The sequence below is a fragment of the Seonamhaeicola algicola genome, assembly GCF_007997385.1.
GTDB lineage: Bacteria > Bacteroidota > Bacteroidia > Flavobacteriales > Flavobacteriaceae > Seonamhaeicola > Seonamhaeicola algicola.
Genome location: NZ_VOSC01000012.1, coordinates 174,970 through 192,577 on the forward strand (window position 1 = coordinate 174,970; position 17,608 = coordinate 192,577).

A 17,608-nucleotide genomic window follows, 5' to 3' on the forward strand; every position below is an offset into this window, starting at 1 on the left:
TTTTTTAAGCTTCAATTGTTTCTACTTCTGGTTTACGCGATACTTTTTCTTGTAACCATTGGAAAAAGATGAATAAAATTGGGATAACAAATACACCTAAAATGGTTCCTATTAACATTCCGCCAGCTGCACCTGTACCAATAGAATTATTTCCTTCGGCACCAACACCTTTGGCTAATACAAGTGGCATTAACCCAAGTATAAAGGCGAACGATGTCATTAAAATTGGTCGTAAACGAGACTTAGCGCCATCTATTGCGGCATTTACAATACTTTCACCTTGTTTACGTCGTTGCAATGCAAACTCAACAATAAGTATGGCGTTTTTAGCCAACAGACCAACCAGCATTATCAGTGCAATTTGGAAGTAGATATTGTTTTCCAATCCGAAGAATTTCGTGCTTATATACGCACCAAATACACCAAATGGCAGCGATAATAATACCGAAAATGGTAAAATATAACTCTCATACTGCGCACTTAATAAGAAATACACAAACAGAATACTTAAGATGAAAATAAACGTAGTTTGGTTACCTGCATTTACCTCTTCTCGTGTTAAACCAGAATATGCAACGGTGTAATTACTTGGTAGTTTTGCCACTTCTTCTTCAATCACTCTAATAGCATCACCTGTACTAAATCCAGGATTAGTTGCACCTGTTATATTTGTTGAATTAAATAGGTTGAAACGCGTTACCGATTGCGGACCATACACACGTTTTAAAGTTACAAACTGTGTAATTGGTGTCATTTCACCAGAACTAGTTCTCACATACATACTGTTTAGGTCGTTTTCATCAGCTCTGTCTTCTGGTAGCGACTGAATGTATACACGATACTGTTTACCAAATCGGCTAAAATCTGACGCGTAAATTCCACCAATATAACCTTGAAGCGTCCCGAAAATGCTGTTAATAGCGACACCTTTTTCTTTAGCTAAAGGCACATTAACTTCCATTTCGTATTGTGGATAATTAGTATTGAATGCTGATTGCGCATACTGAATTTCTGGATGACTCATTAAGGCTGCTGCAAACTCTTTATTTGCTTTATCTAAATCGGTAAATTCACCACCGAATTTGTCTAATAAATTCACCTCAAAACCAGCTGAGTTACCGAAACCACGAATACTTGGTGGCGAGAAGAAAATAATTTTTGCTTCTGGAATAGTTGCCGCAATACCAAATAATTTTCCTGTTATGGCTTGTGCAGATAAGGCTTCAGATTCTCTTTCAGACCAATCATCTAACTTCACGAAACCAATACCAAAATTACTACCAGCACCACTAATTAAACTTCGTCCTTTAATAAAACTAGCATCCGTTACACCATCAAGGTCTTTAATTTTTGCGTATAATTCTTTAGTTACTGCTTCGGTACGGTCTAATGATGCACCTGCAGGTAATTCTATATTTGCGAAAATAATTCCTCTATCTTCATTTGGCACAAATCCTGTTGGTGTTGTTGTTGCAGCCCAATAAATACCTACACCAGCAATGATTAATAACATTACTGATACAAACTTGTTTTTATATAAAAACTGTAATGACTTACCGTATTTATTTACCGTTGCATCAAATCCTCTGTTAAATACAGTATAGAATTTTTGAAGTGCATTTTTTCCTTTTAATTCTTCATCGTCTTTATGTTCTTTTAATAACAATGCACATAATGCCGGACTTAACGTTAAGGCATTTACTGCCGAAATTAAAATGGCTATAATTAAAGTAACGCCAAACTGCTCGTAGAATACACCTGTTGGACCAGTTACAAAAGTTACCGGAATAAATACCGCTGCCATTACAAGCGTAATAGAAATAATAGCACCCGAAATTTCACTCATAGCCTTTAATGTGGCGCTTTTCGGTTTTTTCTCACCTTCATCCATTTTGGCGTGTACAGCTTCTACAACAACAATAGCATCATCTACCACAATACCAATAGCCAGCACTAATGCGAAAAGTGTTAATAGGTTTATGGAATAGCCAAAAACATTTAAGAAAAAGAAAGTACCAATAATAGAAACCGGTACTGCAATTGCAGGAATTAATGTAGAACGGAAATCTTGCAAGAAGATAAACACCACTAAGAACACCAATAAAAAGGCTTCTAAAAGTGTGCTAATTACCTTGTCTATAGATGCGTTTAAGAATAAACTTGTATCGTAAGGTACAAAGAAGTTTAAGCCATCAGGCAAACCTTGTTCAACATCTGCTAAGGTGGTTTTTATGTTTTCAATAATTTCGGCAGCGTTAGATCCTTTGGTTTGGAAAATTCCCATAAATACCGCTGGATGTCCTAAACTTGTGGCGTTAGATGAATACGATTGCGCATCTAACTCGATATCTGCGACATCTTTTAATCGTAAATATTCGCCATTTCCTAAAGCTTTAATTACGATGTCTGCATACTGTCCTTCTTCTTTAAATCTTCCGCTATACTTTAAAATATAAGAGAACGACTCACCATTATTTTCACCTAAAGAACCAGCTGCAGCTTCTAAATTCTGCTCGTTTAAAGCAGCTGTAATATCTGATGGAATTAAATTATAAGCTGCTAGTTTTTCAGGTTTTAACCAAACACGCATAGCGTAATCTTGTTGAGAAAATACAGATACATCACCAACACCTTTAATACGCTGCATTGCAGGAATTACGTTTATTTTTAAGTAATTCTGAATAAAAGTAGCATCATAATCTTCGCTATCAGAATACATAGCAATAAACATTAATGCACTGGTTTCTTGTTTTTGCGTTACAATACCAGTTTGGATAACTTCTGAAGGTAACAACGGATTTGCACGTGCTACACGGTTTTGAACGTTTACCGCAGCAATATCGGCATCCATAGTTTGGTCGAAATACACGGTAATTTCGGCAGTACCATTATTTGATGCTGTAGATGTAATATACGTCATACCTTCTACACCATTAATTTGCTCTTCAATAGGTACAATTACACTCTCTAAAACAGTCTCTGCATTTGCACCTGTATAGTTAGCCGTAACCTTAATAGTTGGCGGCGCAATATCTGGATATTCCTCTATAGGTAAGGATGTTATACTGATAACACCTAGTATAACTATGATAATAGAGATTACTGTTGAAAGCACTGGTCTTTCAATAAATGTTTTTAACATAACTAATAAATATGTTTAAGGAATAATTTAGTTTTTAAATAAAGTAGCTACTTTTTTAGTGGCTTCGTTAAACGGAATTTCTTGTGGCGCAATTGGCATACCATCGCGTAATTTTGAAACACCAGATGCCACAATTTTGGTACTAGCATCAATGCCCGATTTTACCACATATAGATTATCTACTTTAGCTTCAACTTCAATAATTTTACTGCTTACTTTATTGTCTTCGCCTAACGTATAAATCATCACTTTACCTTGTTGCTCAAAGGTTGACGATTGTGGTACAACTACTGCATTTTCATAAGTTGAAGGAATACGTATTTTACCGCTGTTTCCGTTAGTTAAAAGCTCGTTTGGATTATCAAAAGCTGCTCTTACTTTAATGGTACCAGTTGTTTCGCTAATTTGACCAGTACTGGTTTGAATACGACCTTTTTCAGCATATATATCGCCATTTGCCAATACCAAACTTACGTCTGGCGAATTTTTAATACGTTCTGCTTTGGTTTTACCTGTCATTCGTTTTAAATGGTCTATGTATTGCGCTTCGTTTAAGGTGAAAAACGCATATACTTGACTAATATCGCTAACCGTAGTTAATGGTGTTGCGTCGGCAGCACTTACTAAAGCACCTTCTCTAAAATTAATAGAACCTACGTAACCATCAACCGGACTTTTTACGGTTGCGTAACCAATATTTGCAGCAATACTGCTGTAAGCCGCTTTGGCTTGTGCTAAATTGGCTTTTGCAGTTTCTAGTTGTACAGGACTAATAATGTTTTTTTCTACTAAAGGTTTTAACTTATCAACCTCAACTTGAGCCACGTTAACTTGTGCTTTTGCCGCTTCGGCATCTTGACTTAGCGATTGCGTTTCTAACCTAAAAAGCGGTTGACCTTTGCGTACTCTAGCGCCTTCGTCTACCAATACTTTTTGAATGTATCCCGAAGTTTTTGCACGCACATCACTGTTTACAATACCTTCTATATTTACAGGATATTCGTTAAAACCTTGTACTGTTTGGGTTTGAATTTGAGTTACCGGAAATGGCAACACTTGCTGTTGTTGTGCTGCAGCTGCTTGCGCATTGTCTTTATTACCACAGCTAACCACGACTAGAAAAACACTAGCTATGGTTAATATTGAAATTAATTTATTTGTTGTCATTATTTTAAAGGTTGAATTTGTTTTTAATTAGGTTTTCTTTTAAGTTTTCTATTGAAGCTGAAGCATCTCTAACAAACTTCAAATAATCGTTATGAAACGTTAAATCGAATTTTTCTTCTTCATCTGTAATATGTTCGTTAATGGCTTCTTTGTATGCTTTCATTTCTTTGTGAAGTGTAGCAACTTCTTCCCATTCTTTAATCATTTCATTAATATGATGTAAAACAGAATCTTTATTAATGATGAAATACTTTTTCCTGTCACCAGTTTTAGTGAAGTATTCTAACTTCTTTAAATCTTGCAAGTGGTTTAAATGCGTAGAAATGGTGCTTTTACTTGCTTGAAGTACCGTAACCATTTCATCAAACGTAGTGCCACGTTTACCTGTTAAAATTACATATGCCATAATACGCGCAGCAACAGGTGCTAGGTTTTCTCTGCTTTCTAAATGCACACCAAGTTTTTCAACTAGTGCCATTTTTTTGCTACATATATCTTTCGTCATAAATTATTTTAAAAAATTATGCTGCAAAAATACATTAGGTTCGGAACAAACCGAACTAAACGAAGTTAAAGTGTTGTTAAATATATTATAACAAATCTTAAAACGCGCTATTTAACTCATTTAGAATGAGTTTAATTTCACCATAGCTATATTTATCGTCTAATTGCGATTTTAAATCGGAAAGATTTTCGAATGTTATTGTGGGTATAAGCTCTTTTAACTCGGTGTAATGTTCTAAAGAAACTAAATCGGTTATTTTTATTTCACCTGAAGGAATAAAACTAGCCAAATGCCCAAAAACAGTGTTTTCATTAAGTTCACGTATATTGGCTATTTCTTCAATAGATTTTCCTTTTTTAAAGAGTTTTAATGATTCTTTTTGAGTATCTCCTTTTTGGCGTTTTAGTTTTTTAGGTACTTCTTCTAACTCAACTTGGTTGGTAACTTCAATATCGTTTTCTTCAACAAATTTGGTAATAACCTTTAAAATTTCTTTGCCATATTTATCTACTCTGGTTTTACCCATGCCATGAATAGCCAGTAATTCTTTTGTATTGGTTGGCAATAGTTCGCACATGGCATACAGCGATTTTTGTGTAAAAACCTGAAAATGTACCAAACCTTCGCGTTCAGCAATTTCGTTTCTTAGCACACGTAACAATTCAAAAAGATCGACATTTACAGTACCATCAATAACTTGTTTGCGTTGTTTTTTAGGTTGCTTTTTGGCAATAAACACGGCATCGGTTCGTAATTTTAAATAAAAACTTACACTAAAAGCGTGCGGTAAGCCTTTAAAATACAGTTGTTTTTCGGTTAAAAGTTCTTCTAAAATGTCAAGTTGTTTTTCTAAATCTTTTTCTATGGCTTTATTATCGGTTGTAAAATTTAAAGCTTTTAAAGATGCTTCAATATTGGTTTTAGTTTGTTCGTTAAAATAGTGAATGGCTTTTGCAAAACGTTCTTGTAATGATTCGCTGGTTTCTGGTATTTCGTTTTTTTCAACTAAATGTTGCAATTGACTTTTAAAAGCATTACCAACTTTTAGCAAATTTGCAACGGTATCTTTTATTGTAATTGCTGACGTTTCAACGTTACCTTCAATACTGCCTCTGTTTTTGTAAAAAATATCTAAAACACGATTTGTTGGATACAAAAAGGGATAAAAATTAAAAAGTTCGGCAATTAAATCAAGTTGAAAATCGCGCTCAGAAGCCAATAAAACTTCTTCATCTGGCTCATTATTTGCGGCTTCTTCGTTAAAGGTTAGCACATGGCTATCGGTTATAAGCTGTTGCGGAGAAATTTTACTTTTTAGCACCAAACCTTCTAACGATTTACAACGGCTTAACGCCACATAAGTTTGCCCATGCGCAAAGGCAGATTCGGCATCAATTATAGCTTTTTCGAAGGTTAAACCTTGACTTTTATGAATGGTGATAGACCACGCTAATCGCAACGGTATTTGCGAGAAACTGCCTATTCTATCTTCGGTAATTTCTTTAGTTTCTTTATTTACGGTGTATTTTATATTTTCCCAAGTTTCAAATTTGGTGGTAATATCAAAATTATCTTGCGGACAACGCACTACAACTTCGTCTTTATTTAAAGCAATAACTTTGCCTATTTTTCCATTAAAATATTCCTTTTCTTGAGAGCTATCGTTTTTTATAAACATAACTTGCGCACCTACTTTCAACTCTAAAACAGCGTCGTTTGGGTAAGCATGCTCCGGAAAGTTACCATCAATAGATGCTTTGTAGATTTTGGGCTTTTCTTTTAAATCAGAAAGTTTTTGCTCGTTGGTGGCAATAGCTTTTCGGTTGTGAGTAGTTAAAGAAATGTAACCTTCTTCCTCGTTTGGTATAAAATTAGGCTGATATCTTTTATTGAGTTCATCGGCCGATTGTTGCGTTAATTTATTATTCCTAATTTCATTTAAAATAGTAATAAAAACGGGATTCTCTTGTCTGTAAATGTGTTTTAACTCTATGGTTATGGCTTTACTTTGCTGATACGCCAAACTACTAAAGAAAAAAGCATTTTTGTAATAAGGTTGCAACAGTTGCCACTCATTTTCTTTAATTACTGGTGATAGCTGTTGCAAATCTCCAATCATGAGTAATTGTGTGCCACCAAATGGTAACATTTTGTTTTTAAAACGACGTAAAACTTTATCGATGCCATCCAGTAAATCGGCACGAACCATACTTATTTCATCAATAACCAAAAGGTCTAACGACTTAATAATATTGATTTTTGTTTTACTAAATTTTCGGCTGAATTTAGAACTACTTTGCAAGTTATCATTTGGCAAAATTGGACCAAAAGGCATTTGAAAAAATGAATGAATAGTAACACCTTTGGCATTAATGGCAGCCACACCTGTTGGCGCCACAACAACCATACGCTTATGGCATTCTTTTTTTAATTTATGAAGAAACGTAGTTTTACCTGTACCTGCTTTACCAGTTAAAAATATATTACGATTGGTTTTGGTAACAAAACTCCAAGCAAGGTCAAGTTCTTTATTTTCCTTCATAATTAAAAATTGGTTATGAAGATAGTTTTAGTTTTATGAAAAAACAAGATGTGATACTTTCTGCATAAAAAAACCCTGATAGTTTCAAGGTTTTTTAGTTTGGTATCTATTTCATCTTGAAATTAATTCAGGATGACAATTTTGTTTTAAAGTGCCGATTTAAACTGCTCTAAAAAGCGCACATCATTTTCGCTTAATAAACGAATATCACCTATTTGGTGTAATAACATGGCAATACGGTCTATACCCATACCGAATGCAAAACCAGAGTATTCTTTAGAATCTATACCACAGTTTTCTAAAACGTTAGGATCTACCATACCACAACCCATAATTTCTAACCAACCTGTACCTTTTGTAATGCGGTAATCGGTTTCTGTTTTTAAACCCCAATACACATCAACCTCTGCACTTGGTTCTGTAAATGGGAAGTATGACGGGCGTAACCTAATTTCAGATTTGCCAAACATTTCGGTTGTAAAATATTGCAGCGTTTGTTTTAAATCTGCAAAACTTACATCTTTATCAATATACAAGCCTTCTACTTGGTGGAAAAAACAGTGTGAACGCGCTGAAATAGCTTCGTTTCTGTACACACGACCCGGTGAAATTGTACGAATTGGTGGTTTATTATTTTCCATGTAACGCACCTGTACTGAACTGGTGTGCGTACGTAATAAAATATCTGGATTTGTTTGAATGAAAAACGTATCCTGCATATCACGTGCTGGGTGATATTCAGGTAAATTTAAAGCTGTAAAATTATGCCAGTCGTCTTCAATTTCAGGTCCTTCGCTTACGTTAAACCCAATACGCGAAAAGATATCAATAATTTGATTTTTAACAATTGAAATAGGATGACGGGCACCTATTTGAATGGGCTCGCCTGGGCGCGATAAATCGCCATATATGCCTTTTACCTCTTCGTTGCTTTCTAATTCTTCTTTTAAGGCTTTTACTTTATCTTCAGCCGTTTTTTTAAGCTGGTTTATGGTTTGACCAAATTCACGTTTTTGTTCGTTGGCCACATTTTTAAACTCTGCAAAATATTCATTTAACAATCCTTTTTTACCTAAGTATTTAATACGGAATGTTTCAACTTCATCTTTTGTTTGTGCTTTAAAAGCTTCGGCTTCGGCTATAAGTTCTTTTAATTTATCAATCATGATGTTTAAAAATAGGTAGCAAATTTAATTAAAAAATTGGCATTAGTGGGCTGAAACTACCAAAGTAATATATAAAATTGCTGCGAACTGGTTTGCGTTAGGGATTGAGCTATTTGTTTGAAATCCTTTTTACTTTTTTAAAAAAGTAAAAAGATTGAGTAGTGAAAGCCCGACCTGTAAGGGAACGCCCTAGTTTATATATGCGGTTTCTAAAAAATAGTTTACTATGGCTTCTTTCATTAAAATGCTTTGTTCTCCTGCTTTTAGGTTGGGTAATTGTTCTAGCATTTTGTAGTGTGGCCACCCGTCTTCATCTACAAAATCTAACTGGTAATAGCCATAGGGTGTTAATAATTTGCAAATGGCAATGTGCATGAGGTCTAGCTTTTGGTCTTTTTTAAAGCTACGGTTAAGTTGCCCAAGTTCTTGTACGCCAATAAGGTAAATTATGGCATCAAGATCTAAAGTATCTCCATCTGCAAACTGATTAGATAGTTTTTGTACTACCTGCTCCCAACGTTCTTTTAGTTCTTGGTCTCTAGACATGTAAGTTAAAGGTATAAGTTTGAAAGTTGCAAAGTTAGTTTATATTTGTTGAAATTGTATTATTATGGCTGTTATTGATATTGTTTTAGGTGCATTAATTTTATTTGGTTTAATACGCGGTTTAATGAAAGGGTTATTTGTTGAAGTAGCCTCATTAATTGCATTGGTTGCTGGTGTTTATGGTGCTATTCATTTTAGTAATTTTGCTGCCGAATTTTTAACTGAAAAGGTTGATTGGAACGAAAAAACTATAAATATTGTGGCCTTTGCCATTACTTTTGTGGTTATTGTATTAGCTATTGCCCTTGCTGGTAAAGCATTAACTAAATTGGCAGATTTTGCTGCTTTAGGCATTATTAATAAAATTTTGGGTGCTGCTTTTGGGGCGCTTAAAATTGCTGCCATTTTAAGTGTTGTTCTTATAATTTTTGATAGGTTTAACAAGACCATTCCGTTTGCTGATGCGGAAGATTTAGAATCGTCTGTTTTATACCAACCTGTTAAAAACTTAGTGCCTACTATTTTTCCGAGTATTTTAGGTGATAAAACAAGTGATAGTAATACTGAAGCAGACGAAAATGGATTGCATTTAGAGGCATAAAAAAAGCCGCTTATAGCGACTTTTATTTCTTTCCACCTAATAAATAATTATATATTATTTACTGATATTTGTTTTCTACGTGCTGCTTTATCCATTGTAAACAGTCATCAAATGTTTTAAATATGTGTTCATTAGGTATTAAATCTGGTATAATATCAATACGCTCCATTAAATAACGGGGTTGTGGCAATAAATCTACTATTAAAAATTGCACACCGTTTTTTCTTAAATCTAGTAAAATATCTTCTAAAACATACAGGCCAGATTGATCCATGTATTGCATTCTACCAAACCTTAAAATAACTGTTTTGGCTGTGGCAGGAATTTGTGTTGCTAGTTGCTGAAAATCGTTAGTTGAGCCAAAAAACAAGGGCCCTTTTATGTGTTTTATAAACACCTCTTCTTTTAAGTTTTCAGGAAACCCTATTTCATCATCCCAAGCCTCTTCTTTTAAAGGTTTCACATCAGACATTTGTGCTGTTACATGACCTATTTTTTTCATGAACATTAATGACGATATCACTAAACCAATACCAACAGCAAATATTAAATCCCAAAAGGTTGAAAGCACCAATACAATGAGCATGATTAATACTTCTGAACTCAATTTTATTGGTCCAATTTTTATGTCTTTGGGCATGCTGGGTATGGCTTTTAAACCTTTATAATCCATAACACCAATACCAACAGTTAGTAATATACCTGCTAAAACGGCGGTAGGTATTTTTGATGCTATACCGCTAAACCCTAAAAGGATAATTAGTAATAATACACCAGCAATCATGCCTGATAATTTAGTTTTTCCGCCAGATTGAATATTTACAACCGTTCTAATGGTAGCGCCTGCTCCTGGAATACCACCAAATACCGATGCAATGGTATTACCAATACCTTGCCCTACTAGTTCTCTGTTGGGTTTGTGTTTGGTTTTAGTCATATTATCGGCTACCACACTAGTTAGCAGCGAGTCTATGGCGCCTAACAATGCTAATGTTAATGCCGTAAAAAAATAGGGCATAATACTGCCTATTTTAAAATTGGTAAATATTTCTAAATTTGGCACCGGAAAACCACTTGGTATAGCTTCTATTGGTCTGTAATTAAGTTTAAAACCAAGTGCAATTGCCGTCATTACCACCAAAGCAACTAACGTACTTGGCACTGCTTTTGTAATACGTTTAAAACCGTAAATTATAATTATTGTGCCCAAGGCTAATGCTAATTCTAACCAATTTATATTTGATAGCGCCCTTGGCAAAAGCATAATAACACTTTGAGGTTTTTTTGCTTTACTTTTGGCTATATTTTTAGCCTCATTAATTACATTGTTTTGTGTAATACTTTCGGCATCTGCAATGGTTTCGTTTAAAGCATCTAAAACTAATGTTTTTTCACTAACGTTTTCTTCTAAAACATTGCTTAATAAGTTTGTTTTGGCTTGCGCTTCAAAGGTTTTTACAAATGCCTCATCTTCATTAGGATAGTAGCCAATTGCTGGTAAAATTTGCGTTAATAAAATTATAACTCCAATAGCCGTCATGAACCCAGATACTACAGGATAAGGAATGTATCTAATGTATTTTCCTAAGCCTAAAACACCTAAACCTATTTGCATTAAACCTGCTAAAAAGAACACCATTAAAATGGCTGGTAATGCTTTTTCAATATTGCCATCGTTTACAGCAATTATACTTGCAATAACTACCATGCTTACGGCAGTCATTGGAGCTGTAGGACCAGAAATTTGTGTATTTGTGCCACCAAAAAGTGCTGCAAAAAAACTGATGAAAATAGCACCATATAATCCTGCACTAGGCCCTAAACCAGATGATACACCAAAAGCTAAAGCTAAGGGTAAAGCAACAATTCCGGCAGTTATTCCGCCAAAAGCATCACCTTTTATATTTGAAAATAGATTTTTCATGAGGTTATTAAATTAGTTATAAATTAACAAATGCAATAATATTAAATTGATCTCTGCCTGAGGTTTCAAAAAACTGATTCATGTAACCAGCCTCTAACCTTACATTTTTGTTTAAGGTATAACCTAAACCTCCGTAAACCCTATTTCTATCAAAAACTGATGATTCAGTATTTAAAAATATTTCGTTATAGGCCGATACGTATAGCTTACTTTGGTTGCCTTCTTTTGTTTTAAATGGTATTTTAAATGCTAAAAAATATCGAAATCTCATTTTGAAATCGTCTTCAACAAAGCGTTGTTCAAAACGATATCTATGACTTAAACCTACGCTTCCTATATGCTGTTTTGATATAAATTGCTGAAAAATTCGGTGTTCATTTACAGATTCTTTAGTATCAGTATCACCTAAATAGTTTTCTGAAAGTATGTAGCCATAACCTAAAAGCACGTTGCTTTTTCCTTGGTTAAAGGTGTAGCCTAGGCCTGTTCTTAATAATAATTGTTCTAAATCTCCTACTGCATTATAATTTCGGTATTGTACTTCGTTGTGAATATTCCATTTACTATTAAGTTTTTTATTACCTATGTAAATTAACCAATTACCAAAATTACTGTCTTGTGCGCTTATAAATAGAGGTAGCATTAACGTTAAGGTTAATGCTACTCTAAATGCTTTATTTTTCATGTTAACTTTTTATTCGTAGAAATTAACAGCTCCTGTGTTAATATCATACATGGCACCAATTATTTTAATGTCTCCATTTTTTTCCATTTCGCTTAAAATTGGGCTTTCATTATGTATTCTTTCAATAGTAAGTTCTACATTCTTTTTTGAAACGCTGTCAACAAAATCTAGGTTTTTGGAGTTACGTAAGCTTTCATCTTTAGGTTCTGTTGTTGCGTTTACTGCTGGTGTAATTTTTTGAATTAGCTTTGTTAAGTTACCCATTTCGGCATGATCACAAGCGCCTTTTACAGCTCCGCAACTTGTGTGACCTAAAACTACTATTAGTTTTGTTCCTGCAAGTTTACAGGCAAATTCCATACTGCCTAAAATGTCTTCGTTTACAAAGTTTCCTGCTATTCTTACACTAAAAATATCACCTAAACCTTGATCAAAAACCAATTCTGCCGATACTCTTGAGTCTATACAACTTAAAATGGTTGCAAAGGGAAATTGCCCTTCTTTTGTATCATTTACCTGTTCTAAAAGGTTACGGTTTGCTTTTAAGTTTTGAACAAATCTTTGGTTGCCTTCTTTTAAAAATTGCAATGACTTATCTGGTGTCATTGTTGCTTGTGTTTCTTGTGTATGTGCTTTCATATGTATTTTTTTCAATATTGTTATTAGTATTCTAATTCTTGTATTTAGGTTTTAATTCTTGTTTAAAAAACTCAATGTAACTTTCTGGGTTTTCTTCTTCGCCTCTTTGTGATACTAGTTTTACTGTTATGTTTCTTTCTTTGGCTTTTAACCCAAAATCTTCAAGAATTTCAATAATATCGTTATCTAAATACTTTGTATTTCTTACATCTAACTCTAAAAATGAGTTTTCAGGAACTCTGTCTAATTCATTTAAAATAGCACCTTTGTTAAAAAAGGTTACTTCTTCGGCTAAAGTCATTTTAATTTTTCCATCATCAACATCTTCGCCTTCTTTGTGTAAAAAGTGTGAGTTTTGGAAACTTTTTAATAGTATTATAAAAATACCAACTATTAAACCTAAACCAATACCTAGTAGTAAATCTCCGGTAATTACCATTGGTAAAACTGTTGCCATAAAAGGCACCCACTGTTTCCAACCTAGAGCAAACATACTTTTGAAGGTTGATGGTTTTGCTAGTTTAAAACCTACTATAAATAAAACAGCCGCTAATACTGCTAATGGAATTTTATTTAAAAGTGTTGGAATTAAAATTACTGAAATTAACAGAAAAAAACCGTGAATGATTGCTGACATTTTTGACCTACCACCAGATTGAATGTTGGCTGAACTACGTACAATAACCTGTGTAATTGGTAAACCTCCAATCATACCTGAAACTATATTTCCTGTTCCTTGTGCAAATAACTCGCGGTTTGTTGGGGTTACATTTTTATGCGGATCTAGTTTATCTGTAGCCTCAACACAAAGTAAAGTTTCTAAAGATGCTACTAAAGCAATAGTAAAACCTGTTAACCAAATTTCTGGTTTGGTAATTACCGAAAAATTAGGGAAGCTAAATTGCCCTTTAAAGCTATCTAAACTATCAGGTACTGGCACAGAAACCAATTGGCTATCTACTAAGCCCATAGCGCCATCTTTAGTAAAAAGGTAAAATATAATACCCACAATAACGGCTACTAACGGCCCTTGCACTAACTGAAATATTTTTCCTTTTTTTGATAGAACGTTTGACCATAATAATAAAATACCTATTGATATTACACCTATTAAAGTAGCGCCTATGCTAATATTTCCGCTTAATAAAGCATTAATATCATTTAAAAGGCCCGATAGTAAATTGTTCCATTCTACTTTAAGAAAATCAATATTTCCTTCAACATTAGCATCCATTCCAAAAAAGAATCTAATTTGTTTTAAAATGATAATGATACCAATACCAGTAAGCATACCTTTAATTACTGATGATGGAAAGAAGTACCCAATAATACCTAAACGTAGTACACCAAATAGTAATTGTATAACACCGCCTATTACAACAGCTACTAAAAAGTTTTCATAGCCTAATGATGTAATAGCTGCTAAAACTATAGCTGCTAAACCTGCTGCTGGACCACTAACACCAATGTTAGAACCACTTATGGCACCTACAACTATACCACCAACTATACCTGCTATTAAGCCTGAAAAAAGTGGTGCACCACTTGCTAAAGCAATACCTAAACATAATGGTAGTGCTACGAAAAAAACGACAATACTTGCCGGTAAATCATTTTTAATTGTTTTAAACATATATATAAATTTTAACCCAAAAGATAATTTAGGTTGTGTTTTAAAATTAACTTGAGCGGAGAAATTATACCGCCAAAAACTACAATTATACTATGTTTAATTCTGGTGGTGGTGATATAAGGTTTAAATGAGGTTTAGGGTATTTTTTTATGTAATACCCTAAGTTATCTTCGCTTTCTATTAAAGAGAATGCAGACTCTATGTGTGGGTTTTCAAAAAACAACTTTTCGCAGTTTTTTGTTTTTTCGTTTCCTTTTTCTTCTTCCTCAGCTGAAGTATAATACATTGAAATATCAATAGAACTATCAATAAGTGTTACTATTGTTGGTGTTGTTAAAAACACCACAAAAATAAAGGAGAAAAATATTGATATTATACGAACAGACACTTTAGTGTTGAAGTTTGGTTACAAACAAATATAGGTTATTAATTATTAATTTACTATTAAAACTCTTTCAACAATTTTATATCTTCAGAATTTATCCATCCTGTTTTACCATCGGCTAGCTCAATTTTTTTCCAATTATTGTAGTTATCAATCACTTGCACTTTGGTGCCCTCATGCAACCTAAAAGCTTCTTCACTTCTTAAATTAGGGTCTGTTTTAATCTTTGCTTCTTGCACAAAAACTATAGCCGGATTATTTTTTTTGTCTATATTAAATTTATGAAATGCAAATGCCAAGGTTATAAAAGCACCCGTTAATGCAATTATACTGCTAATAAATGTTAGCCTTTTTATAACTGTTGAAAATGAAAAATAATACACTAAAAACAGCACAACAAAACAAAATACTAATACTACTGCAGCTGTAGCCCAAGCATCAAAAGTAAAAGTATTGGTGGTACTTTTAACTAATTTTGAAAAACCTGCATCGGGTACTACATCAATGGCATCAATAGTCATGTTTTTAGCAAAAGCAATATTGTTTTGTATATCGGCATCATTAGGGTTTAACATTAGTGCTTTTTCATAGTAATAAATACTTGGCGCAATATTATTAAGCTTGTAGTGTGCATTTGCTAAATTAAAATACAAGTCTGCCGAATGCTTTTTGGTATTTAAAACAGCCATATATTTATCTATAGCCTCGGCATATTTTTCTTTATTGTAAAGCGCATTGCCTTGTGCAAACAAATCTTGGTTTTGTGCATTTATACCAAAACTTGAAAAAGCAATTAATATGTAAATTATATATTTCATTAGTGCTTAATTTGTTTTGTTTGCTTTATTTGGCTTGTTTATCAATTAGTGAAATGGTTGTTGCTGCTTTTTCATAATCTTCTTGCATTGTTACCGTGTCTATAGGTGTATACCTTGCAAGTTCACAATTTTCAATAATACCTATAAATTGGTTTATGGTATTTTCATCTACTTGTTTTTCTTTAAGTAGTGTGGTTATTTTTTCTTTACTAAAATCACTGGTTTCAATATGTAATTTAGCTTTTAAATAGTTATGTAATGCTTTTTCTAAAGCTATATAAAAAGCTTCTTTTTGACCCAACGATTTTTTAGCGCCTTTTAAATATTTTCTGGCCAATTTATCGGCTTTTCTAATACGGTTTCCATAAACATCGGCATCTCTACTGGCTTTTTTGTTTCTTATAAAAATAGCTAATGGAATGGCTAAAAAAGGCAGCAATAACAAACTCCAAAAAAGTGATGTTTTAAAGAAATAAGCTTGTTTTATATTTTGAAAACTAGTTTTGGTTTTAATAAACGCAAACTGATTATTGTTTGAAACCACCAATTGTTTATTAGTATTTGCTACTGCATTATTTTCTGTATTAGTGTTTGATGCAGGACCGTTTAACACGTTTATTACAATTTCATCACTTGAAAGCCTTTTATAGCTTTCGGTTTTTAAATCGAAATACGAAAAGGAAATACTAGGTATTGGGTATTTGCCTTTGTATTGTGGCACCACGGTGTAACTATCAGAAATAAAACCGTTCATGCCAGATAAATTTGTTTTCACGTTTTCAGTATGTTCAGGCTCAAAAACCTCTAACGAACTTGGTAAAGACACTTTTGGCAACTTAAATAATTTTAAATTTCCGTTACCTTTAACACTTACTTTTACTTGTAAAGATTCTGTAGCATCAAGTTCTGTTTTTGATGCCGAAACATCTAAATTAAAATTACCAACAGCTCCTGTAAAATCTAGTGGTTTTCCTGTTTCTGGTAATGCTTTAACTTGTATGGTTTTGTTACCTGCAGAAATGGTTCTGTTAACTCGCGTCATTAACAAACTGCCAAAAATATCGCGCCTGTTTGTGGGTACACGCATAGCAATATCTAGCGTTAGTGGCTCAATGTTTAACTTGCCTGTTTTTTGCGGATATAGTACTGTTTTTCTTAAAACCAAAAATCGGTAATCTTCACCATTGTAAGTACCGTTTTGCACTTTCTGACCTTGTGTACTAATGTTATGGCTCCAAAAATCATTGTAACGCGGACTATCAATTTCATTCCAATTATCAACAGCTATTTTAGGCGATACGTACAATTTGTATACCACTGTAATAGCTTCATTTAAATACGGATTGGTTTTTGAAACTTCGGCAACTAAATGAATATTTTCTGAAGCAATATATTTAGGGTCATTAGGATCTTTTGGAATATCAACGGCTGCGGTAACCTCAACCTTAACAGGTGTAGTTTTATAAGTTTCGCCTTTTATTGTTATTGTGGCTTGTTGTATGGTAAAGACACCTCTTTTTTTGGGTGATAAAAAATAGGTGTATGTTTTTTTGTAGGTTCTTACGCCATTTATCCACGAGTTACTTACTGATTGGTTTGGGCCACCAACAACTGTAAAATTATCAAAACTTGGCGGATTAAAATTATCGCCATCTTCGTTCATTTCAAACTCTATACGTAAGCGTTCATTTACCCCAAGTTTGCTTTTGCTTACTTTGGCTTCAAATTTAACTTGCGCTAAGGTAATACTAGATACTAGTAGTAAAAGCGTTATTAATATTTGATTTTTTAATACCTTCATTTTATATTGAGATGCTTTGCTTATGTGCTGTATGACATGATTTTTTTACAAACA

Annotated in this window: 14 protein-coding genes; 1 reads left to right on the forward strand and 13 read right to left on the reverse strand. The window is 33.5% G+C overall.

Translation table 11 applies throughout. The annotated features are described in order from the left end of the window. Positions 1–4: 4 nt before the first annotated feature. The 6 genes from FUA26_RS03280 to FUA26_RS03305 form a co-directional block, all read right to left on the reverse strand. A complete protein-coding gene (locus tag FUA26_RS03280) occupies positions 5–3,142 on the reverse strand; it encodes an efflux RND transporter permease subunit (protein ID WP_147131516.1) in 3,138 nt (1,045 codons plus the stop codon). A gap of 27 nt (positions 3,143–3,169) precedes the next feature. Next, entirely contained in the window at positions 3,170–4,309 is a 1,140-nt protein-coding gene (locus tag FUA26_RS03285) for an efflux RND transporter periplasmic adaptor subunit (protein ID WP_147131519.1), read from the reverse strand. Positions 4,310–4,313: 4 nt separating this feature from the next. Further along, positions 4,314–4,814: a GbsR/MarR family transcriptional regulator gene (locus FUA26_RS03290; protein ID WP_147131522.1), complete on the reverse strand. Its 501-nt coding sequence runs from the start codon at positions 4,812–4,814 to the stop codon at positions 4,314–4,316. Between the two features lie 97 nt (positions 4,815–4,911). Beyond that, on the reverse strand, positions 4,912–7,356 hold the full coding sequence (locus FUA26_RS03295; protein WP_147131525.1) for a helix-turn-helix domain-containing protein: 2,445 nt from the start codon (positions 7,354–7,356) through the stop codon (positions 4,912–4,914). A gap of 146 nt (positions 7,357–7,502) precedes the next feature. Next, the gene (pheS, locus tag FUA26_RS03300) at positions 7,503–8,522 is read right to left on the reverse strand and encodes a phenylalanine--tRNA ligase subunit alpha (RefSeq protein ID WP_147131527.1); all 1,020 of its coding nucleotides are present in this window, start codon (positions 8,520–8,522) and stop codon (positions 7,503–7,505) included. Between the two features lie 189 nt (positions 8,523–8,711). Further along, on the reverse strand, positions 8,712–9,068 hold the full coding sequence (locus tag FUA26_RS03305) for a hypothetical protein (protein ID WP_147131529.1): 357 nt from the start codon (positions 9,066–9,068) through the stop codon (positions 8,712–8,714). Between the two features lie 64 nt (positions 9,069–9,132). Here FUA26_RS03305 and FUA26_RS03310 point away from each other — a divergent pair, with 64 nt between their 5' ends. Further along, positions 9,133–9,669 (forward strand): CvpA family protein, encoded by a 537-nt coding sequence (locus FUA26_RS03310; protein ID WP_147131532.1) that lies wholly within the window; start codon positions 9,133–9,135, stop codon positions 9,667–9,669. 58 nt (positions 9,670–9,727) lie between these two features. On the opposite strand, the gene FUA26_RS03315 is transcribed toward FUA26_RS03310, so the two are convergent. The 7 genes from FUA26_RS03315 to FUA26_RS03345 all read right to left on the reverse strand — a co-directional run bounded on the left by FUA26_RS03315 (position 9,728) and on the right by FUA26_RS03345 (position 17,554). Further along, positions 9,728–11,593, reverse strand: coding sequence for a SulP family inorganic anion transporter (locus FUA26_RS03315; protein WP_147131534.1), 1,866 nt, complete (start codon positions 11,591–11,593; stop codon positions 9,728–9,730). A gap of 16 nt (positions 11,594–11,609) precedes the next feature. Next, a complete protein-coding gene (locus FUA26_RS03320) occupies positions 11,610–12,278 on the reverse strand; it encodes a DUF2490 domain-containing protein (protein ID WP_147131537.1) in 669 nt (222 codons plus the stop codon). Positions 12,279–12,287: 9 nt separating this feature from the next. Continuing rightward, the gene (locus FUA26_RS03325; RefSeq protein WP_147131540.1) at positions 12,288–12,917 is read right to left on the reverse strand and encodes a carbonic anhydrase family protein; all 630 of its coding nucleotides are present in this window, start codon (positions 12,915–12,917) and stop codon (positions 12,288–12,290) included. 31 nt (positions 12,918–12,948) lie between these two features. After that, the gene (locus FUA26_RS03330) at positions 12,949–14,550 is read right to left on the reverse strand and encodes a SulP family inorganic anion transporter (protein ID WP_147131543.1); all 1,602 of its coding nucleotides are present in this window, start codon (positions 14,548–14,550) and stop codon (positions 12,949–12,951) included. An 85-nt stretch (positions 14,551–14,635) separates the two neighbouring features. Beyond that, on the reverse strand, positions 14,636–14,938 hold the full coding sequence (locus tag FUA26_RS03335) for a hypothetical protein (protein ID WP_246109059.1): 303 nt from the start codon (positions 14,936–14,938) through the stop codon (positions 14,636–14,638). Positions 14,939–14,994: 56 nt separating this feature from the next. Then, positions 14,995–15,753: a tetratricopeptide repeat protein gene (locus FUA26_RS03340; protein WP_147131546.1), complete on the reverse strand. Its 759-nt coding sequence runs from the start codon at positions 15,751–15,753 to the stop codon at positions 14,995–14,997. A gap of 25 nt (positions 15,754–15,778) precedes the next feature. After that, complete coding sequence (locus tag FUA26_RS03345) at positions 15,779–17,554, reverse strand: BatD family protein (RefSeq protein ID WP_147131549.1); 1,776 nt, start codon at positions 17,552–17,554, stop codon at positions 15,779–15,781. Between the last annotated feature and the right edge of the window lie 54 nt (positions 17,555–17,608).